General features: G+C 44.4%; 20 protein-coding genes. 5 read left to right on the forward strand and 15 right to left on the reverse strand.

Annotated features, from left to right (window positions below):
* Positions 1–364: 364 nt before the first annotated feature.
* The 7 genes from FKX85_RS21625 to FKX85_RS05260 form a co-directional block, all read right to left on the reverse strand.
* Positions 365–1,180 carry a GNAT family N-acetyltransferase gene (locus FKX85_RS21625; protein ID WP_229239776.1) on the reverse strand — a complete coding sequence of 272 codons (816 nt, stop codon included), beginning with the start codon at positions 1,178–1,180 and terminating at the stop codon, positions 365–367.
* 80 nt (positions 1,181–1,260) lie between these two features.
* A complete protein-coding gene (locus FKX85_RS05235) occupies positions 1,261–2,937 on the reverse strand; it encodes an N-acyl-D-amino-acid deacylase family protein (protein ID WP_141613722.1) in 1,677 nt (558 codons plus the stop codon).
* 54 nt (positions 2,938–2,991) lie between these two features.
* Positions 2,992–3,405: a putative signal transducing protein gene (locus tag FKX85_RS05240; RefSeq protein ID WP_141613723.1), complete on the reverse strand. Its 414-nt coding sequence runs from the start codon at positions 3,403–3,405 to the stop codon at positions 2,992–2,994.
* Between the two features lie 227 nt (positions 3,406–3,632).
* A complete protein-coding gene (locus FKX85_RS05245) occupies positions 3,633–3,962 on the reverse strand; it encodes a hypothetical protein (protein WP_141613724.1) in 330 nt (109 codons plus the stop codon).
* A 289-nt stretch (positions 3,963–4,251) separates the two neighbouring features.
* Positions 4,252–4,839, reverse strand: coding sequence for a sugar O-acetyltransferase (locus FKX85_RS05250; protein ID WP_141613725.1), 588 nt, complete (start codon positions 4,837–4,839; stop codon positions 4,252–4,254).
* Positions 4,840–4,905: 66 nt separating this feature from the next.
* On the reverse strand, positions 4,906–5,319 hold the full coding sequence (locus FKX85_RS05255; RefSeq protein ID WP_141613726.1) for a response regulator: 414 nt from the start codon (positions 5,317–5,319) through the stop codon (positions 4,906–4,908).
* Between the two features lie 324 nt (positions 5,320–5,643).
* Complete coding sequence (locus tag FKX85_RS05260) at positions 5,644–6,099, reverse strand: DoxX family protein (protein ID WP_141613727.1); 456 nt, start codon at positions 6,097–6,099, stop codon at positions 5,644–5,646.
* Positions 6,100–6,298: 199 nt separating this feature from the next.
* Here FKX85_RS05260 and FKX85_RS05265 point away from each other — a divergent pair, with 199 nt between their 5' ends.
* Positions 6,299–7,012 carry a ZIP family metal transporter gene (locus FKX85_RS05265; protein WP_141613728.1) on the forward strand — a complete coding sequence of 238 codons (714 nt, stop codon included), beginning with the start codon at positions 6,299–6,301 and terminating at the stop codon, positions 7,010–7,012.
* A gap of 26 nt (positions 7,013–7,038) precedes the next feature.
* Positions 7,039–7,608, forward strand: coding sequence for a pentapeptide repeat-containing protein (locus tag FKX85_RS05270; RefSeq protein WP_141613729.1), 570 nt, complete (start codon positions 7,039–7,041; stop codon positions 7,606–7,608).
* A gap of 408 nt (positions 7,609–8,016) precedes the next feature.
* Here FKX85_RS05270 and FKX85_RS05275 read toward each other — a convergent pair whose 3' ends face one another.
* Complete coding sequence (locus FKX85_RS05275; RefSeq protein WP_141613730.1) at positions 8,017–10,275, reverse strand: TonB-dependent receptor family protein; 2,259 nt, start codon at positions 10,273–10,275, stop codon at positions 8,017–8,019.
* Between the two features lie 181 nt (positions 10,276–10,456).
* Here FKX85_RS05275 and FKX85_RS05280 point away from each other — a divergent pair, with 181 nt between their 5' ends.
* A complete protein-coding gene (locus tag FKX85_RS05280; protein WP_141613731.1) occupies positions 10,457–11,617 on the forward strand; it encodes a homogentisate 1,2-dioxygenase in 1,161 nt (386 codons plus the stop codon).
* A 53-nt stretch (positions 11,618–11,670) separates the two neighbouring features.
* Here the strand turns inward: FKX85_RS05280 and FKX85_RS05285 are convergent, their stop codons facing one another.
* Entirely contained in the window at positions 11,671–12,780 is a 1,110-nt protein-coding gene (locus FKX85_RS05285) for an acyltransferase family protein (protein WP_141613732.1), read from the reverse strand.
* A 67-nt stretch (positions 12,781–12,847) separates the two neighbouring features.
* Positions 12,848–13,738, reverse strand: a complete 891-nt coding sequence (locus FKX85_RS05290) for a M28 family peptidase (RefSeq protein ID WP_141613733.1) — start codon at positions 13,736–13,738, stop codon at positions 12,848–12,850.
* 150 nt (positions 13,739–13,888) lie between these two features.
* Between FKX85_RS05290 and FKX85_RS05295 the strand changes: the two genes are divergently transcribed.
* Positions 13,889–14,944, forward strand: a complete 1,056-nt coding sequence (locus tag FKX85_RS05295) for an NTPase (RefSeq protein WP_141613734.1) — start codon at positions 13,889–13,891, stop codon at positions 14,942–14,944.
* Positions 14,945–14,954: 10 nt separating this feature from the next.
* Here the strand turns inward: FKX85_RS05295 and FKX85_RS05300 are convergent, their stop codons facing one another.
* The 4 genes from FKX85_RS05300 to FKX85_RS05315 all read right to left on the reverse strand — a co-directional run bounded on the left by FKX85_RS05300 (position 14,955) and on the right by FKX85_RS05315 (position 19,313).
* A complete protein-coding gene (locus FKX85_RS05300) occupies positions 14,955–15,503 on the reverse strand; it encodes an AAA family ATPase (RefSeq protein ID WP_141613735.1) in 549 nt (182 codons plus the stop codon).
* Positions 15,487–16,107: a nicotinamide riboside transporter PnuC gene (gene pnuC / locus FKX85_RS05305; protein ID WP_141616708.1), complete on the reverse strand. Its 621-nt coding sequence runs from the start codon at positions 16,105–16,107 to the stop codon at positions 15,487–15,489. Before pnuC ends, FKX85_RS05300 begins: the two co-directional genes overlap by 17 nt.
* Positions 16,108–16,665: 558 nt before the next feature.
* The gene (guaB, locus tag FKX85_RS05310; RefSeq protein ID WP_141613736.1) at positions 16,666–18,144 is read right to left on the reverse strand and encodes an IMP dehydrogenase; all 1,479 of its coding nucleotides are present in this window, start codon (positions 18,142–18,144) and stop codon (positions 16,666–16,668) included.
* A gap of 263 nt (positions 18,145–18,407) precedes the next feature.
* A complete protein-coding gene (locus FKX85_RS05315; protein ID WP_141613737.1) occupies positions 18,408–19,313 on the reverse strand; it encodes an AEC family transporter in 906 nt (301 codons plus the stop codon).
* Positions 19,314–19,421: 108 nt separating this feature from the next.
* Here FKX85_RS05315 and FKX85_RS05320 point away from each other — a divergent pair, with 108 nt between their 5' ends.
* Positions 19,422–19,652: a hypothetical protein gene (locus FKX85_RS05320; RefSeq protein ID WP_141613738.1), complete on the forward strand. Its 231-nt coding sequence runs from the start codon at positions 19,422–19,424 to the stop codon at positions 19,650–19,652.
* A 3-nt stretch (positions 19,653–19,655) separates the two neighbouring features.
* On the opposite strand, the gene FKX85_RS05325 is transcribed toward FKX85_RS05320, so the two are convergent.
* The gene (locus tag FKX85_RS05325; protein WP_141613739.1) at positions 19,656–20,030 is read right to left on the reverse strand and encodes a UDP-glucuronosyltransferase; all 375 of its coding nucleotides are present in this window, start codon (positions 20,028–20,030) and stop codon (positions 19,656–19,658) included.
* Positions 20,031–20,108: the final 78 nt, after the last annotated feature.

Below are 20,108 nucleotides of genomic sequence, written 5' to 3' on the forward strand. Positions count from 1 at the left end.
AATCAATGCCGTTTAGATAAGAGCGGACAGTGACAACGCTGTCATCTCGCCGCAGCGAGGGAATCTCTCTCTCATACAATACATAATGGTTTAAAAGATCCTTTCCCGATCTGTTGGGATCAGGATAGCCTGCCCCGCATGACTATCGGGGACATACGTTAACTAAACGGCATTGAACTCGAAATATGCATTAGCCTATCTACGCCACAGTCTGTCCCGGACTATTTCGGGAGCGCACAGGTATTACGATCTGCAACTGCTTCAAGAGCAGCCGCAGGTTTGCTGCTATATTGATCTCACTGCTTTTATTAGAAATCAACAAATCCATCACTTAGGCCTCGATTATCTGATTTTCATTAAACCCTCAGTGTTCCTTTCCCTCGTATTTCCACATCGGTACCGTTTTTCCGGCATGTTCAAAGCCAATTTTTTCGTAAAATGATACTGCGTCGACCTCAGCTGTGAGCATTTGCATGTGGAATCCCGCATATTTTTCGAGCATCCTTTCCATGATTTTGCGGCCGATTCCTTTGCATTGGTGACTGGGCAATACCAATAAATGCGGAAAATAAACCACCAAATACCCATCAGAAATGGCATTGCCCAATCCCACCAACTGGTCGTTTTCCCAAGCGGTGACCAAACTATCAGAATGGGTAAGGCCATTGTAGAGAACGTCAGGCATATTTGCGGAACTCCATTGGTTTTTTTGGTAGAGTGGCAGTAGGTCTTCTATGGTAAAATTCCGGTTTTCTGAAATTTGCACAGTTGTTTTTTCCATAATGACGTAGTCAATTCCTCCTTTGACAAAGGTTTGGAGGGTTCTTTGAAACCCAAATTTTTCGTAGAAAGCGGTTTTATCCGCGCGTGCATTGCACCAGATACGATGGATGCCTTCTTTTTCCAAACGGGAAATTGCATGCTGGAGCAAGATACTTCCCAGGCCTTTGCCCTGCAGGGATATTTCGGTGGCAAATTTTCTAAACTGGGCTTGGTCGTCTTTTATAAATACGGAGATGACTGTGATGAGTTTATCTTCCTGGATCAAGCCAAAATGTTGGCCATGGTGATCTTCTTCGAGTTTTACATAGTCAATTGGCTGATCTGGCCACATCACACGGTGACGGAGGTCCCAAGTATCTTCTGGACGTATGGGGATGATCTGGTAGTTATTTTTCATTGACTGCTTTGATCCAAGATGGATGAGAAGTTTTACAAATGGGTAATGGAAAGCGCAACTTTCTTACTGATTACCGAATACTAATGGTGTCCCCTCCAGCCTGGGCCGCGGACGACTCTGCCGGGGAAGGCTCCAGTATGTTCTCCATGGCGAAGCACCTGTTGGCCATTTACCAGAACATGTACCATTCCTTCTGCATACTGATGTGGCTGGTCAAAAGTTGCCCGGTCACGGATTTTTTCTTTGTCAAAAATAGCCAAATCGGCATAGTATCCTTCTTTTAAAAGTCCTCTTTTTTTGATTTTAAGGTTACTGGCCGGTAAATGCGTGAGTTTATAGATGGCCTCTTGGAGGGGAATTACCTTTTCCTCCCTGACGTATTTGCCAAGCAATCTGGCAAAATTCCCGTAAGCCCTGGGATGCGTGCTGGATTGGAGAAATACTCCTTCTGCCGCCATCGATTGGGCATCAGAGCCGAAGCTCATCCAAGGAAGCTGGAGTTGTTTTTGGACATTTTTTTCATCCATCAGAAAATAGACCGTTCCTACACGGCTGCCGTCTTCCACTACGAGATCCATGGCCGTTTCTTCAGGGGATTTACCTCTTAGTTTTGACACTTCTGCCAGGGTTTTGCCCGTGAGGTGTTTCAGGCTGTCATTTTTAAAGCCTACCAAGATCATCTTTTCTGCTGAACCGGCAGCTTGCATAAGGCTTTCCCAAGTGATGGCTGGGCTTTTCATTTCTTGTAGGACTTTTTTCCTGATTTCCGGTTGTTGTAGCCGCTCTGCCCAGGCGTCATAGCCCCCCTCTTGTACCCAAGGCGGCATGGCGGCATCCAGGCCGGTTGCCCCGGCGGTGTAAGTGTACATGTCCGTGGTGATGTCGAGGCCGACACTTCTGGCGGAATCGATCTTGCTGATCACCGCATCCAGCTTGCTCCAGTTTGCCGAACCGCTCTGCTTAAGGTGGTAAACTTCTGCTCTTATTCCCGATTCATTTGCGATTTTTATCAATTCATCTAAGCTCTCCAACAGTTTGTTTCCTTCACTCCGTAAATGCGAGATATACATGCCATCATACTCCGAAGCTACTTGGCAGAGGGCGATCAGCTCTTCCGTGGAGGAATAAAAAGCCGGAGCGTAGATCAGGGATGACCCAATGCCCAGGGCACCTTCTTCCATGGCCTGGCGGACCATCATTTTCATGGAGTCCAGCTCTTCCGGAGTGGGAGCGCGGTCTTCATAGCCGACCGTATTGACCCGCAAGGTGGTCGCTCCTACGAAGGAGGCTATATTAGTGGAGACACCTTTACTTTCTAGAAATTCAAGATATTCGCCCAAAGTGGTCCAAGGGATATCATAGGTGATTTTGCCTTGATCTTCCTTCATCTCTCTTCGGGTAGCAGGTGTCAGCGGTCCCCAAGAGCTTCCTTCACCAAAAACTTCCAAGGTCACGCCCTGTTTGATATCACTCATGGAGCGGCCATCCTCGATCAGCGATTCCACGGCCCAGCTGAGCATATTGATAAAGCCCGGGGCCACTATCAGTCCTTTGGCATCGATTTCATGACTTGCGGCCTGATCAGATAGATCATCGATGGCTGCTATGGTGTCCGCATTTATACCGATATCGGCCATAAATGCAGGTTTTCCGCTACCATCGATAATTTCACCATTCCGGATGATGATATCAAAGTCTTTGGGAGTGGTGCAGGAAAATAAAAGCAGAAGGAGGAATGATGTTGGTCTAAGGCACATAACAGTTGGTTTTAAGCAGATGATTGAGATAAGTATACAAAATAAAGCTGATTATTAATCCTTGTCTGTCAGTTTGTTACAATCCAAGCAGCGATAGACTGTTTTAAGATAGATAGGGAGCACTAAAAAGAACAGGGCTAATAGCATGGAGAATATCCCTTTAGAATCCCGCCATGACGAAGTTTCAGCTATCAGATGCTCCGATCCGCAATGAGAGCATTTGACGATATCGCCTTTATCATCTTTGACCGGTTGATGGTCAAATTTACGGAGGATTGCCATGGCCTCCTCTGCCTTGTGTTGTGGCACTTTTAATTTGATGCCACCCAGGGCCGGACTCATAACAGGGTATAATGTTACCATTCCTTCATCATGTAAAAATGTGGGAATGCCTTCGCTTTCCAGTTTGGACTTTATCAAGTGGGCCTTTACAGCATTATCCAGTGTGTCTATCGTGATCAGTTTCAATGTCGGCTATGGGTTCTTTGTGAAAGTTTTACGCTGCTGGTAAAGCATAGGACAAAATTTTCGACTTTCTAAAAACGCATGGGTACAGGAAAGGCTGACAAGGTAATTTCTAAACCCTTCGTTTGGGATCTTGTCCAAACGATAAAGAGTCATTTCCCTTCACCAATTTAGTTGCTACTTTATAGGTTCTACATCCCAAAAAGGATGTGGCATGATATGCATTCATCTTATTGAAATGGATTATTGGCTACTTCTGCCTGATCATCGATTTCAACTTCAATTCCCCCGATCCATTTTGCGGCGAGGTTATAAACCAGACAACCAATGGCTGTCATCACAAAGGCAATTCCGGCGTAAATAAATGGCAAAAACACGAAGAAGATGCCTCCTGCACCGAATCCATTAAGAAAATGGCTGTGATCTGAAAACCCGCTTAACCCGACTACGGTCATTATGAGTCCGAAGGGTATCATAATAATCGCCATAAATACAAAATAAACAATGGCGAACATGGAGGCAGTCTGTACTACACCAAAACGTTTGATTCTTTTTTTCATAATCCGTTTAACAATAAAAGTGTTGGTTCAGATGTAAGATACAAAATATTCTGTTAATGAAGCGATGAACGGTGAAGCTATTGGGGAGAGGTACACTTATATCATTTTTAAACTCTAAAAATCCACATATTTCAGGTAAAATTGATTAGTTGACTTTTAAATAATACTTAACACATTTTTCAGTATGATGACATATTTTGTCAATTAATGAACAAATATATACATTTCGTTAGCTAAAATTAACGATATAGGCTTTCTCGAGAAAACTAGAAATCTATGAGAACAACATTTATAAAATGTCCTTTACCACTTTACAGGGATTGCCAAAGGCCAGCACATTACTGGGTATATCTTTGGTCACCACCGAGCCGGCACCAATGGTCACATTGTCACCAATATTTACCCCGGGCATGATGCAGACATTTCCTCCGATCCAAACATTATCGCCTATCGTCACGGGCTTGCTGCAGGTACGGTAGATGGGTTCGCCTTCTTTCCTGTCCGGCGGGCTTTTAATTCTTTCAGAGGCTTTTAATGGATGGTTAGCAGTGTAAATTTGTACCCCGGGAGCGATCAGGCCATTTTTTCCTATTTTGATCAAATTATCATCCAAAAAGGTACAGTTCATGTTTACAAATGTCTCTTCACCGATACGGATATTTTCACCATAATCACAGTAGAATGGTGCTTCTATCCAGACATTTTTCCCTTTTTTGCCCAAAAGACTGATGAGAATGGTATTTCTTTCATCCATGTTTTCGGAATCAAGGGCATTGTAAATCTTGATCAGTTTTCTGGCCTTGTGGTATTGCGCGATCAGTTCGGGATCGAGCGTATTGTAAAGCTGGCCAGCGAGCATTTTTTCTTTTTCTGTCATACCTTCACTAGAGGGGTTTCACTTAAAGTTAGGTGAAATTGCTTAGTGGAGAATTCTATTTTTCGATTATTTATTCGAAAAATGTTTTTCTATGATATCACTGATTTTATCTTGGGTGAGTGGTTTACTGCGGTATTCACTGATTTCTTGATAGGTTTTTGATTTTTCGTCATCATCAAGATTTATGCTCTTAGTAAGCATTACGACGACGTTTTTGGCTTTTTGGTGCGGGGGAAGCTTTTTATATTCCTCCAAAAAGTCCCAGCCACTGATACCCGGCATATTGATATCCAAGAAAATGAGTTCGGGTCGAGGATTTTCATTTTCATCAACACTTTTTAGGTACTCCAGAGCAGCCATCCCACTTTGGACGGTCACTATTTTATCGACATATCCTGTTCGCTTGAGAATTATCTCATTGATATAATTGGTCGGTTCATCATCGTCAATCAGCAATACACATTTGATTTTTTCATTCATAAGTTAATAGCTTTTTCTAAATGGAACAGTAAATAGCTCCCTTTGTCAGGCTCCGGTTGGAGCCCATATTTTTCCATTATGGGGCTGTTTTTTGCTGTAGCCAAACTGGTTTTTCGCCTTTATCCTTCACCGATGAAAACTGTGGCGATACCAGTTTCTTTTTATCACCCTTCGAAACGAGGTTAAATTTAACTGTTACCGATAGATGTCACCAATCATTTTATTAGTGTAAATATAGGTTCAATTTCATTAAAATGTAATTATTACCCTTTACTGGTAAAATTACGTATAATAAATGTATTTAGTAATTTTTAGAACCATCGATTACTTTTTGCTGATAACACACCAAAATGTCCATCCGATAAGGAACAGCTGAAAGGGAATTCTGAACCAAAGGTATGTTAAGCCAGGCCCGTTGTATTGCCCTGTTTTATAATTTAACTGATCCATGGAAGCGTTGATATTAGCAGGCAGGATTAATATGAAGAATACGCACACTAATATGCCCGTCATTTTTCTTACAGTGCGAAGATGGATCCCAAAGGCTGCGGCTATTTCAATCAATCCAGTAAAATAAACCACAGCAGTTTTGGAAGGGATGAAGTCGGGAATCATCTTGGCCATTCCGGCCGTAAACATCAGATGGCCAATGGCAGTAAAGACCAACATTGTGCTAATGGCCACCCTTCCTGCCAATGGCCAGTTCGGTTTTTTCCGCCATAGATATAACACTATGACCGAAAGAGAAAAACTGGTTAGCAGTACATATAATGGTATCATATCGATTCATTTTCAATGAAGTACAAATTTCCAAAACAAACCCATCCTGATCAATGAACCTGGGTTAAGTAATGGTGGATGATGCATCGTTTGGGGAAAAATCACCGTGAATGCTTATATTGATTAGGGGATAAGTGTTAGAGAATATTCCTTAGTGAAAAGAACCGAGGAATCTGTGAGCGATTTTAAAAGACAAAAGATGGATACGATAAGTAAAATTTTGATATATGCTGGTTTTTCAGGCATTACGGTTTTTATCGGAGGCCTATTGGGCAATGCGTTCAATAATCACATTAAAAAAAGGGTAGTAAAGTATGAGATTTCACATGCAGCCATTGCCTTTGGAGGTGGGATAATCCTGTCTGCTGTAGCACTGGTGTTGGTGCCAAAAGGCCTGGAAGAACTCAGCTTGTGGCCGATGTTGCTTTCTTTTGGTCTTGGCTCGGTGATTTTCTTTTTGATCGACAAGAACCTGGAGCAAAAGGGTGGTAAAATGTCGCAACTTTTGGCGATGTTAATGGACTTTGTGCCTGAGTCGATTGCGTTGGGGGCCTTGTTTGCAAGTGATCCTTCGACTGGAACGCTCTTGGCCATTTTCATTGGTCTGCAAAACCTTCCTGAGGCGTTTAACTCATTTCGGGACATGGTGGTAAGTGGCTTTACCGTAAAGAAAACGCTTGTGCTGATGTTTTTGCTTAGTTTCGCAGGAATCGCGGGCGCCTTGATCGGTCATTTCATGCTCAGGGATTATCCAGGTGTCACGGCACACCTGATGGTTTTTGCCAGTGGAGGGATTTTATACCTGCTCTTTCAGGATATTGTCCCGAATAGTAGAATGAAGCACCACCATTGGGGAGCCTTAGGAGCTTGTTTGGGCTTTATGGTGGGAATGATAGGAGAGAAGGTTCTTTAGACCTCGTAATTTTATTAAATTCGGGCATGAAAACAGCCTATTTTGATGGTAAGGAATTTCGAGACGAAGATTTCAGATTGTCGTTTACTACGGGTGAATATGAGGAGTGCACTTTTGTGGGATGCACTTTTGCTGGATCGGATCTTCGTGACGTGGTTTTTTCAGAATGTAACTTCGAACGTTGTGACTTGAGCAATGCCCAACTGCAAAATACCAGCCTTAGGGATATTGAATTTTCCACTTGTAAACTGCTGGGGCTGCGATTTGACAAGTGCAATCCCTTTTTGTTGACCATAACATTTACCGATTGCCAGCTAGACTTTTCATCCTTTTATGGCCTGAAACTGAAACAGACTAAATTTAAGTCCTGCAGGATGCATGAAGTGGAATTTGTGGAGGTGGATTTGACAGCTTCCACTTTTGATGGCTGTGACCTGTTCCATGCAGTGTTCGATGGGGCCTGTTTGGAAAAAGTGGATTTTAGTACTGCGGAAAACTTTTCGATTGACCCAGAAAGTAACCAGATCAAAAAGGCAAAATTTTCCCTTTCCAACGTGACAGGATTATTGGATAAATACGATATTTCGGTGAGGTGAATGCCTTAAATAACTTGGGTTCGTCTGTTCAATTATTCTATTACATTGCGAACACAGCATCAGCGAAGTGAAGTCTGAAAGTAAGATTGTCGTATCGTACTTACCCGGTTTTGGCATCAAACGGACGCTTCGGGGCTGTTTTTTTTACACTTGCTTCCCCTCCAGCGAGTAAGAATCCTGCTCCTCATGATAATTTCTATTTAAAAACTACTGTCGTCCGACTAAATTTCACATACGCTGAAAAGTAGGTTTAAATGGAAAGAGAGAAGATTTTTTGGATTTCCTAAATCTACCTTTCCTCTGAAGGGGTGATCAGAAAGTCCCCTTTAGGGGTAGATTTTGACGAATTTTGTTCGAAAGCAAATTCTTTACTCGTATGCCAATGTTTAAAAACCGCCTTTTCACGTTTCAATACCTCATTTTCACTTTGATACCCCCATAATAATTCCTGTCTGCAGCAGGCTGGAAGTAACGCCCACCAAAGGCATTGAGATCATTTCCGAGGCTGTATTGCTCGTTCAGCAGATTATCCACCCCTCCAAACAGTTCCAGTTGCCATGCGCTGCCTAGATTTTTGCGCCATCCTAGACGTGCATTCATTAGTTGGTAGGGATCTTGGATCATGGTATTGTCATCCGTAAGGGGGATCTCATCCACCCATTGATATGTGAGGTTGAGGTATATGCCAGTTCGTGTAATGAGATCCAGTTTATTTACCAGATTATTTTGCGGTACGCCAGTCAGGGCATTTCCCGAAAAGTCTTCTCCGTCATTTACATAATCCTTAAAGCGGAAGTGATGATATGAATACGCATGGCCCATTTTTAGCTCTTGGATCAGTCCTGCGGGATTTCTGAGCAGAAAGTAATCCAATTGTGCTTCGATGCCTTTTTGGTCAGTGGCGCCGGCATTTCGAAAAAGGACCACACCTTGTTCATTGGTGTAGGTGGTGATCGTTTCGTCCAACTTAAAGAAAAAGGCACTGGCGTCCAGCTGTACCTTTCCGTCCAAATACTCACCGCGGTAACCTACTTCATAATTGATCCCTTTTTCTGCTTGCAAGTCCAAGTTGATGCTGCCTTCATTGGTACGTACTTCGTCGATGGTCGGCGGAGAAAAGCCGGAGCTGATGCTGCCATATATGGAAGAATAGTCTGTCAACTTCCCAGAAAGCCCAATTCTGGGCACTATTACCGGATCAAAAGTCCGTTCTGCGGCATACGGATCTCCAGTGCTGGCGTCTACGGTCCTGCTGATATCATATCGTGAAAAATTCTCGCTTACGCCTAAGGTCATAAGCAAAGAAGGTGTCCAATTGATCTCTATTTGCTGGAAAATAAAACCTTGTGTGGTGATCAGATCATCCGCAAAGCGAATGGTGTCTGCCTGGCCATTCCTATTACCAAAGTTCTGTGCACCGGTATTGGCAAATTGGTATTCTCCTCCAAAAAGCAGCCGCACAGGGAATGTGCCCCACTGGTCGTTCAGTGTAAACCTGGTCCTGGCACCATACCCGTATTGTGTTTCTTTTTTATAATCCAGGTTGAATGGGTTTTCGAAATCAGTGGTTTGGATATACACAGTGGTGTGGTTGCTCCAGTGGTCGTTAAATTCATAGTCATGAACGAACGTGCCATACAAGGTTTTTTGCTTGATTGAGGCATTTTGTGTAGCAGAACCCGGTCTGGCTTGACGGGGATTTTCAGCCACTTGCTCTGCGGTCAGTCCGCCGGGGATTTCATAAAACAGGTCCGAGTACAATAGCCGTGTGGAAATGCGCTGTCGATCGGATGGCTCAAACCTTCCTTGCAGCTGAAAGACACTCCTGTCCAGTGCGCTGTGATCACGATATCCGTCGGATTGTTGCTTGACATAACTGGCCGAAAGGCTGCCGCTTTCCAGCATTTGGTCCACTCCTACACGGTATTTTACGAGTCCGTAGCTTCCGCCCATCATGGAGGCTTCCGCTTTATTTTGGTCGATCTTTTCTGGAGTAAAGGAGATCACCCCGCCATTCCCGGCTCCATAAATGCTCCCAGCTGGACCTTTGATGACTTCTGCACCTTGGATGTTCGTAAGGTCAAGGAGATTTAGTGCAGTGGTGCCATCTGGAGCTGTAAACGGAATGCCGTCCCAATAGATTTTTACATTTCGCACACCAAAAGGTGCCCTGAGCGAACTCCCCCTAATGGATACCCGGTAGCTTCCTGGGGCGCGTTCTTCTAATCGGATTCCTGCTTTGGTGTTAAAAGCATTGACAAGAGAGGTTTCATTGAAGCGATAAAGTTCTGCTTGATCTACTTTACTGACAGCAGCGGCCTGCTCCATCAGTGACCTTTCCGATTCGAAAGACGTAATGGTCACCTCTGAAAGATTATTGGTCTTTTTCTCCAGTTTTATAGTGATAGAGCTATTCGGATTCACGACAGTCCGCAGCGGCTCATAGGCAATATGCGTAAACAGGCCATTCGTTTTTTCTATTAGATCAAGTGAAACATGCCCCCTTTCATCTGAGAGATATCGTCGTCCATCAGCTATATTAACAACAACCGAAGGAATAAAATCACCGCTTTCAGCATCGATAATGGTCAGGGAAGTCTGTCCAATTGCCGTTGTTGCAAATACACTGAGCAATAGAAGAATCAAGGTGCAATGTAAAAGTCTCATAAAGTAAAATTAACCAGATAATTAGTAATGGAAAGAAGGATTGGAATGGAATTTTTGTTCGGAATGAGGGGAGATTTTACGATATATTACATAAGTGGTCAAGGAATGATAAAATCAGGACGCAAATAATGTAGGTGATCAAAATTTCGTAAATTGTAAAAGACATATAAACCCAAAAGCCATGGCATTTTATCATCGACTTGGTGAATTCCCTCCGAAAAGACACACCCAATTCCGGCAACCGGACGGTAGCCTCTACAAAGAGGAACTGGTGAGCTCCAAAGGATTTTCAGGGATATACTCCACCATGTACCATATCCATAATCCCAACCGTGTGAGCTCGATAGGCAAGCCACAGATCTATTCCTGGGAAATCGCCAGTGACTACGGCTTACGGCAAACCCACCTCAATACTTCCAAGGTCACCTCTACAGGCAGTGATTATCTAACTGCCCGAAAGATGCTGCTCAAGAATCCCGATGTGATGATGGGAATTTGCATTCCAGAAAATCAAAAAATGGACTATTACTTCAAAAACGCTGACGGCGATGAGGTGATTTTTATACACGAGGGAAAAGGAATGCTCTTGTCACAATTTGGTAGACTAGAAGTGAAAGCGGGTGATTATGTGGTGATCCCCAGAACGACCATTTACCGGTTTGAATGGAAAAAAGGAAAAGTTAGGCTGCTCGTCATTGAAGCTTCAAGCCCGATAGAAACCGTCCGAAGATACCGTAATGAAGTGGGCCAGCTGCTGGAGCACTCACCTTACTGTGAACGGGATATTCGTGTGCCGGATAAGTTGGTGATAGAGAAAGAACAGGGCGACTATCTCGTTCAGATCAAAAAGAACGGTCATCTTTATCCCTATTTTTACAGGCATAGTCCACTGGACGTGGTGGGATGGGATGGTTACTTATATCCCTACGCCTTGAGTATCCATGATTTTGAACCAATTACAGGCCGTATCCACCAGCCACCACCCGTACATCAGACTTTTCAGTCTGCAGGCTTTGTGATTTGCTCCTTTGTACCCCGGCTCTTTGATTATCATCCACAGTCTATTCCTGCACCCTATAATCACTCCAATATCGATTCGGATGAGGTGCTCTACTATGTGGATGGCGAGTTTATGAGCAGAAAGGGCATCCAAGCTGGATCCTTTACGCTTCACATGGGCGGCCTTCCACATGGTCCGCATCCAGGCTTGGTCGAAAAAAGTATTGGCGCTACCAAAACGGAAGAAACAGCCGTCATGCTGGATACCTTTCGGTCTCTCCAGCCCACCCAAGACGCCCTCCAGTTTGTGGATAAAAACTATCCGATGAGCTGGACGGAATGATCGTTCAGATTTTTTAAGCTTTCCAACCTCTTAACCTTGACACTTTCAAACATCTATACCTTTATAACAATATTCTTTTTCCACATAAAATAGGCAGGTATAAAGAGTATGACCATCATGAGGAAGGCACCGGCGAGTGAGGCATTTTTTGGTGTAAGCCAGCCATTGAAAAGGGCTTCTTGCAAGAAAAACTTCAAACTAACGGCTTCTCCTTCCCAGCTAACTTTTATCAGTCCAAACAATTTGGCAATAACGCCCGAAAGGAAAAACACCGTAATGGCATTCATCCCATAAATAACGAAGGGTACGGACCATTTTTTCCAGCCCTTGACATCCAAGATCCAATAGCAGGCTGCCAGTCCCAAAAATGCCCATCCTGCGGTATAAAGCACAAAAGAACTGGTCCATAGTGCCTTATTTAGCGGAAAGAAAAGTGACCATCCAAGTCCCCCGATCAGGAGTGCTGTTCCGGCCAATCCCCATTTGGTCAAGCGGTCTTTATCGGACGTGTATCCCGTGAGGATCTTCCCACAGGCTACGCCCAGGAGACAGGTGACGATGGCTGGCAACGTAGAAAATAGTCCTTCCGGATCCCAAGTTTTGGTCTGGGACCACATATGCCCAGTGAGTACCTGCTGGTCTATCCAAGCGGCGAGGTTTGTGCCCGGTTCAAGGTTAGCAGCGCCCATTCCCGGTACGGGGATCAATGTCATACACAGCCAATAACCAATCAGGATCGCACTGGATGAAATCACCAATGCCCTTGGTGACATATACAAGTACATCACCGTGCTGATAAAGTAAACCACGCCAATACGCTGAAGTACCCCTGGAAATCGAAGATTGGCCAAGTCAAAGTATGGAAATGCCGTCAGCAGTAAGCCCAGGCCGATCAGCTTAAGTGACCTGATCAGCGATTTTTTGACAAGCGTGCTTTTAGGGGTTCCCTTGCGGAGCTGCCCTCCCATGGAGAGTTCAATGGCCACACCGACAATAAACAGGAAAAAGGGAAATATCAGGTCAGTAGGCGTACAGCCGTGCCACTTGGCATGCAGCATGGGGGAGTAAACATGGGACCATGAACCGGGATTATTTACCAAAATCATGGCAAATATGGTGATTCCTCGAAAAACATCAAGGGCAAGGATTCGCTGTTTGGGCATAAAAAAACGATTAGCAGAAAACTAATCGTCAATATATTAATTTAAGATGTATTAATTATTAGAAATTTTAATTAATCTCCTGATCTAGATGAGCCACACTGTTGAGGATCAATTGGACTACATGAAAATAAAAATCCTGATTGACCTTGTCAAACGTGTCGGTGTCACGATGATAATCCGGATGGTCCTCCACACCAAAATAAATAAATGGGATGCCTTTAGCGTGGAAGGGAGCATGGTCAGAAGCACTGGTCCAATCATCATGACCCGTCCCAGGAAGGTCATGGCCAAATTTTAATTGGACTTTGGAATGTTCGGCCGCATTCTCCAGTATGGGTTTGAGCTGCGGGTAATGATGGGTCCCACAAGCGTAGATTTCATTCTTATCACTTCTACTGATCATGTCCATGTTCACATTTAAGATGATCTGATCCAACGGAAATGGAAAATCCCTCACCAAGGCCTTGGCACCCTGGAGGCCCATTTCTTCGGCATCCAGGGCAGCGAAGATCATGGAATGCATCGGCCGGTTTTCAGCAAAATAGGCCGCCATCGCCAACAGCGCAGCCGTTCCCGAGCCATTGTCATCCGCACCATTATAGATTTTGCCATCCTTTACTCCCAAATGATCATAATGGGCGGTGATCACGATGATTTTCCCGGAAACGGTACCAGGCACAAAGCCCACAATATTGGCGGCATTTTCAATTTTGGTTTCATCACCAAAGCTAAAAAGCTGGGTATAATCATCATATTGACTGGTCAAGCCGAGGGCTTCAAAACGGCTTTTGATCAGCGCACGGGCCTTCATGCTACCTTCCGTCAAGGGTGCCCTTCCTGCCAATGCATCAGAAGCCAGGAACTGGAAATCCTCCATCAACTGTGAACGGTCGATTTTCTGACCGGACACGCACAAAGGACTGAGGATAAAGAGCATCAAAATGATGATTTTTGGCATTCTCATGGGATTATGCATAGCTAAGGATAAAGTATATCAATGAAAATACTAATTTAGTCTTTTGGAAAGGTCAAACGCTGGTGAAGCCTCCATGAATTTCTAAACGTACATTTGCTGACAAATATGCTCAAAAAATCAAGGACAAGTTTCATGCAATATAGCGAATTATTGGCTATAGGCGTAAAATCGCTTTTGATTCTGATTTCCTTTTTTATAGTCTCATTTCAAACTTTCTGCCAAAGTCAGCTGCCTCCACAGTTTTTGGATGGAAAGGCCATCGTTTTTATCTCCAATGCGCCGGGTGCCCGGCCAATCATGCAGTGGGAAGGTATCGCAAAGGAAGTTCATCCTGCTTTGGTAGAAGCTGGAGGGGATCCGGTAGCCTACTTTGAACTCGAAGAGGTCACCCTGTCTGAGGAGATCCAAGGTGCCTATGCCAAAACTTTCAGCCAGCGGTTAATTAAAAATATCCTCATCCTAACCCGTACCGGCAACGGTGATTTCTATGTGAATATCCTGGAATATTCGGGAAATGAAGCCATCATCAATACGGCGAATCCTTGGAGCTTACATTCACGTGATATCGAAACACTAAAAGAAAGCTTGGTCGCAGCAGGTAAAGGTACTCGTAGTAAAAACCTAATGCCCTTGGAAGTGCCTACTTTCTTATCACCCCTCGTTGGTGGTGGACAGGCGGCCAATAGCACTGCAGCCAGTAATATTCCGGTTTCCGCACGTTTCGTCGCCAAAAATCCGTTAAACCTGGATATATTCAAGTTGGGTATTCCGCTATCCGGAGCCAGCGGGGAAACCGCGCTACTATCCAGATACCGCTATGACCTTTATGGTAAGTCCGAAGAGGAAGCTCTTGCGGCCCAAAAGGCAGAGAAAGCCAATTTAGAACGTATTTTTGATCAATACTATCCGCACCAAACGGAATTTCTTACCGAAATCCGCTCTGATGAACAGTTGATCGATGACCGTGTCCAGTTTGTGCTGACACGAGTGGAGGGAAGGGAAGCTGACCTTATGGAAAGCATGGGGCTCAATCCTTCAGGCCTTGCAAGCCCGGACAGGATTGTCGTCAAATATTACATCAAATTTTTGGTGAGGAATGAACTCTATATTGGCCCAAAATGGGATGCCGATCCAGATGGCCAGACTGCGCTGGTCGATTTTCTAAAAAACTTACAGATCGAACCATAACGCTTATGCATTATTGATTGCCAGCGGTCTTCCCCAAATAGTCCTCAATAGCTTTTATCGATTTGGTCAAGCGCTCGTCCAAACTGCCGGAAATTGCTACCACAGGTGCATCAGCAGTGTGCATCAGTCTATCATACCAATGATAAAAAAACGTTCTCATTTCGGGATCGGGATGCTCCCGCAGTGGATCTTCCTCCCATGGGATATCAATGTCGGTCAGCAGGTAAAGGTCATACTTCCGCCGCGCCATTTGTTCTAATATCCAATCGGCAGTTTTCTGGTATTTGTGCTCACTCCAGACATGGATGACGTGAAGATCGGTATCACAAAAAAGCAATGCCTCAGCCTGTTTTGCCATTACGTCCTCCAACTGGATTTGGCCTTTGGCGATTTCCAAAAGGTCGTCAAAGTGATAATCCCTATCCAGCTGCTGAATATACTTACGGGCATATTCCTCCACCCATGGCTCGCCAAAATGTGCTGCCAATGCCGCTGAAAGCGTACTTTTACCGGTAGATTCCGGACCAATGATGACGATTTTTTTAGGCTGATTGGGCATAATTTTTTGCGGATTTTATCCATGCGATCAGCCCTATGATGGCCAATACCGTAAAAAACAAAAACTGAAAAGACGTAAGGATCAGTCCTTTGTAAAAGTAAAGGGGCACAGAAACCAAGTCGGTAATAATCCAGGCAATCCAATTTTCTACTTTCTTTTTGGCCATCAGGTACATGCCCACGAAGGCCGAGGAAGTAGTAAACGAATCCCAATATGGCACATCGCTATCTGTGTAGGTAGATAATACAAAGTACAGTACACCATAAGAAACGATCAAGAGAACAATGGCATATAACCACCCTTTCCACTTAAGCCAAGTCACGGGCAAGACCGACTTTCCAGGCTTCGGGTGCGTCCAGACGTACCAGCCATAAATGGACATGGAGAAGTAATAGGCATTGATACCCATGTCCGCATAGAGTTTTACCTGGAGGCAAATCCACACATAGATCAAAGTGCTGATGATACCTGTCGGATATACCAGGATATTTTCCTTCATGGAGAAAAAGACACTGGCAATGCCAAAAGTCACCGCAAATGCCTCTAACCAGCTCATTTGCTGAAGGCCCTCTATAAAACTATTGATTATCCACTGCCAATCCATGCCCCGAAATAACGGTAAAAAACCGTGAAAAGGAAGGGATTGAGGTTGGAATATTGGAAGGTTTGGGGTAATCACATAGCTGTAGGGTTATATTCCCCTTATCGACTTATACGTGCTTTCAGTACCTTAGGCGTTGACCATTTGGCATGTATTTGTCTCAATGTTTCCGCTGTGTCCAAAATTCAATTAAACTTATTTGTGCCTTAGCGCCTCCGTGGCATTAGCAATGGAAGCCACAAAGACGGGAAGTCACCAAGCAATATTTCTGGAAGATGAGAGATTTCCAGATGGTTTTGGTAAGCATATTTCTCTTGTAATTTAGCAATAGTAATGTGTAGATTATAAAATCAGTATAAATCCGTCATTGCGAATGCAGAGCAACGGAGTGAAGCAATCTCGTTTTCTTAATACGGGATTGCCACGTTCCCGATAGCTCGGGACAGGCTATACTTCCTCGTATGACGGTATTTTTTCTTCCCGCCATGAAGTATTCGAAGTTAAAAACTAAAAAAGGCTATCCAATTTTGGATAGCCCCTTTGCCATAATATCTTATATTTTTATCCTTTCAAGCTGTAGTTTGGCGCTTCTCGGGTCACGCTTACATCATGTGGGTGGGATTCGTGGACACCTGCAGCAGTGATTTTCACAAACTTGCCATTTTCCTGTAAGTCTTCTACCGTATTGGTACCGCAATAGCCCATGCCTGCCTGAAGTCCACCTACCAATTGGTAAAGCACTTCAGAAACCAGGCCCTTAAAGGCTACTCGTCCTACGATGCCTTCAGGAACCAGCTTTTTGATATTGTCCTCGGCATCTTGGAAGTATCGGTCTTTGGAGCCAGACTCCATGGCTTCCAGTGAGCCCATTCCCCGGTAAGTCTTGAACTTACGGCCTTGATAGATGATCATTTCACCAGGTGCTTCTTCGGTACCTGCGAGCAACGAACCGATCATGATAGAGCTCGCACCTGCAGCTACGGCTTTCACCAAGTCTCCGGAATAGCGGATCCCACCATCCGCGATGATCGGAACACCGGATCCCTTGAGCGCTTTGGCACACTCGAATACGGCTGATAGCTGCGGTACCCCCACGCCGGCGATCACCCTCGTGGTACAGATACTTCCTGGTCCAACGCCCACTTTCACGGCATCGGCACCCGCTTCAGCCAGTGCAAGTGCTGCTTCCGGCGTGGCGATATTACCCACGATCACCTCAAGCTCTGGGAACGTTTCTTTGATTTTTTTACATGTTTCGATCACTCCTTTGGAGTGGCCATGGGCCGTGTCGATGGATACTACGTCTACACCAGCATCCTTAAGGGCCTGCACACGATCCACGATATCAGCGGTAACACCCACTGCAGCACCTACTCTCAATCTGCCATATTCATCTTTACAGGCATTTGGCTTGTCCTTCCTTTTCAGGATATCCTTATAGGTGATGAGGCCAGTCAGTCTGTATTCCTCATCTACGATCGGAAGTTTTTCGATTTTGTACTCTTGGAGAATTTCCTCGGCCTGCTCCAGGGTAATACCAGCTTTGGCAGTGATCAGGTTTTGGACGGTCATGATCTCTTTCACAGGTCGCTGCTGATCCTTGATGAAGCGCAAGTCCCTGTTGGTGATGATGCCTTTTAAGGTTCTTTCGTTGTCCACCACGGGGATACCACCGATGTGGTATTCTCGCATGATGGTTTCAGCATCCTTTACTTTGGCATCCACTAGAAGAGTAATCGGATCCAAGATCATACCGCTTTGGGAACGCTTCACCTTGCGTACCTGGGCAGCTTGCTGATCGATGGTCATGTTCTTATGGATAAAACCCAATCCACCTTCAAGCGCAATGGCAATTGCCAGTTCGGCCTCGGTGACGGTATCCATAGCTGCAGAAACCAAAGGAATGTTCAGCCGGATTTTCTTTGTAAGTTGAGTGGAAGTGTTGGTGTCTCGCGGCAATACTTCTGAGTATCCCGGCACCAGAAGCACATCATCGTAGGTAAGTGCTTCAAAGAGGAATTTATCGGTGTTTAGATTCATGGCAAATTTGGTTAAGGAACCCTATTTGCCCGTCAAAGATACGAACAATTTTGAATGTGAATCAACGTTCGTATGAAAATAATTAAAAAAATCCCGCATTTTTCAATCATCGATGGAATAATCTTTGGAATGCGTTATAAAGATACATTTTAGTAATCGAAGTTTTTGCCAAACTATCATTGGCAAGCATTAAAGGTAACGTATGCTGATTGGTGTATAGGTTAAAATATGATAGAAAGATTGCTGCTCGATCTTCGAATTTCCTATCCTACCAGGTAATACCAGCCTATCAATGTAACAAAGGAAAGCGGGATTCCGATCCCCACCAGCAAGGAGGCAAGCTTGGGATTAAGGTCATGGTTAATCGCGATGATCGAGCCGGTAATCATGGGGGCCATGGCAGTTTCCATGACGCTGACCTTATACAGGATATCTTCTGGGCTGAAGATCCACCGGTAAACCAAGAAAATCAGCACCGGTATAAAGAACAGTTTATAGCCCAAACCATACCAAAGATTTCTTGAGGAAAGCGTCTGGGCATTGATCTTTACCTGAAGTCCCACAGCAATCAGGGCGATGGGAGTGAGGGTGGAGGCAAATGCGGCCAATATCTCGTGCGGAATGCCTGTCAGGCTAACCTGCCCAAGGTTCATGGCAATAGCAATCAGGAAAAACAAAAAAGGTGGAAAGGTCAGGATTTTTCTGGTGATGTCCCGCTTGCGCTTTTTACCATCACCATAGATCGATGCCACGATAATCGCTATGCTGCTCACAATGATAAAGGAGCCAGCCTGATCCACCAAAAGGGCAATCTTTAGTCCTTCAGCTCCATAAAGGGCTTCGATGATCGGAAAGCCGATAAATGATGTATTGGCCAGTCCGGGCACGATGATGAGGCAGCCAGTGGTGGTTTTGCTCCAGCCCAATTTCTTCCCGACGGTACCAAAAATCATCCACGATAGACCAAAACTTATCCAAGCTGTCAGCACAGGGAGTAGCAATCCAATGGAAAGTTCCGTCTCGGGAATATGAAGCAATGCCAATGCTGGCAATACAATATAAATCAAATAAGTGTTCAGGGACTTTGGCGCATTGTCTGGCAGTTCCTTTACGCGTTGGAGCAGGATTCCTATGATCAGGCAAAGAATGACAAGAATAAGGTTGGTCATAGAACAAAGGTTTGGAAAAGTTGTTGGCTAAATTAACAGTAATGTAATCTGTTGTTAATCAATAATTTGATTTTATATAGTTTCTTTAATGATAGAAATCCAATTACTATGATAAAACTTGTACCTATTCTGATCGATAACAAGCGCATCGTGCAACTTTCGCAGTTGACCATCGACCAAGCCAATGACCTGAGAAGTTTTTTGCCGGGCTCCAGCATCAAGCAAATGACCTATCAGGGAATGGAACTTCAGGATTGCATTGAATTTGAAACGTATGAGTACTGGTTTCAGACCAATCATGTCCAAAATGGAACCGCCTCAACCATTTGGGACTTCTGATGATCAGAGCATTCCGAAGTTTTTACGTTTTTCCATGAAATATGACTCCAACTGGGGGTATACATTGCTTTTTGCTTCCGGAATACCAGAAAGCGTCATATTCATGTCTCCTTTTGAACCTTGATCCATTACTTCTAAGGTTTCTATTAGAACGATAAACTCCTGAAGGCTCAGGGGATGGTTGGATCTTTCAGGCTTTACGGCAAACTCATTACCATAGAAATCCACCACCTCAAAATAAATCTTTCCGTCCAGCGGTGCTGCATAAATGCTGATTTCCTCTCCCCATTGGCTTTCGGGATATGAAAGCTTTGCCAGCAGTGCTGAAGGGCCTGTTCCATCAAAGTAGCTCTTTGGTGCAAAATCAAAATCAATCATGTCCCAAAAGTAAATGTTATGCTTCGGAAACCCACAAGGGCCAGTCGGATTCTTTCACCTCGAAATATGCATTAGCCT

Source organism: Echinicola soli (genome assembly GCF_006575665.1).
Taxonomy (GTDB): Bacteria; Bacteroidota; Bacteroidia; order Cytophagales; family Cyclobacteriaceae; genus Echinicola; species Echinicola soli.

Coding starts and splice junctions, on each gene's coding strand:
- FKX85_RS21625 (WP_229239776.1), bottom strand. CDS start 1,180: ATGAAAAATAACTACCAGATCATCCCCATACGTCCAGAAGATACTTGG.
- FKX85_RS05235 (WP_141613722.1), bottom strand. CDS start 2,937: ATGTGCCTTAGACCAACATCATTCCTCCTTCTGCTTTTATTTTCCTGC.
- FKX85_RS05245 (WP_141613724.1), bottom strand. CDS start 3,962: ATGAAAAAAAGAATCAAACGTTTTGGTGTAGTACAGACTGCCTCCATG.
- FKX85_RS05250 (WP_141613725.1), bottom strand. CDS start 4,839: ATGACAGAAAAAGAAAAAATGCTCGCTGGCCAGCTTTACAATACGCTC.
- FKX85_RS05255 (WP_141613726.1), bottom strand. CDS start 5,319: ATGAATGAAAAAATCAAATGTGTATTGCTGATTGACGATGATGAACCG.
- FKX85_RS05260 (WP_141613727.1), bottom strand. CDS start 6,099: ATGATACCATTATATGTACTGCTAACCAGTTTTTCTCTTTCGGTCATA.
- FKX85_RS05265 (WP_141613728.1), top strand. CDS start 6,299: ATGGATACGATAAGTAAAATTTTGATATATGCTGGTTTTTCAGGCATT.
- FKX85_RS05270 (WP_141613729.1), top strand. CDS start 7,039: ATGAAAACAGCCTATTTTGATGGTAAGGAATTTCGAGACGAAGATTTC.
- FKX85_RS05275 (WP_141613730.1), bottom strand. CDS start 10,275: ATGAGACTTTTACATTGCACCTTGATTCTTCTATTGCTCAGTGTATTT.
- FKX85_RS05280 (WP_141613731.1), top strand. CDS start 10,457: ATGGCATTTTATCATCGACTTGGTGAATTCCCTCCGAAAAGACACACC.
- FKX85_RS05285 (WP_141613732.1), bottom strand. CDS start 12,780: ATGCCCAAACAGCGAATCCTTGCCCTTGATGTTTTTCGAGGAATCACC.
- FKX85_RS05290 (WP_141613733.1), bottom strand. CDS start 13,738: ATGCCAAAAATCATCATTTTGATGCTCTTTATCCTCAGTCCTTTGTGC.
- FKX85_RS05295 (WP_141613734.1), top strand. CDS start 13,889: ATGCAATATAGCGAATTATTGGCTATAGGCGTAAAATCGCTTTTGATT.
- FKX85_RS05300 (WP_141613735.1), bottom strand. CDS start 15,503: ATGCCCAATCAGCCTAAAAAAATCGTCATCATTGGTCCGGAATCTACC.
- pnuC (WP_141616708.1), bottom strand. CDS start 16,107: ATGGATTGGCAGTGGATAATCAATAGTTTTATAGAGGGCCTTCAGCAA.
- guaB (WP_141613736.1), bottom strand. CDS start 18,144: ATGAATCTAAACACCGATAAATTCCTCTTTGAAGCACTTACCTACGAT.
- FKX85_RS05315 (WP_141613737.1), bottom strand. CDS start 19,313: ATGACCAACCTTATTCTTGTCATTCTTTGCCTGATCATAGGAATCCTG.
- FKX85_RS05320 (WP_141613738.1), top strand. CDS start 19,422: ATGATAAAACTTGTACCTATTCTGATCGATAACAAGCGCATCGTGCAA.
- FKX85_RS05325 (WP_141613739.1), bottom strand. CDS start 20,030: ATGATTGATTTTGATTTTGCACCAAAGAGCTACTTTGATGGAACAGGC.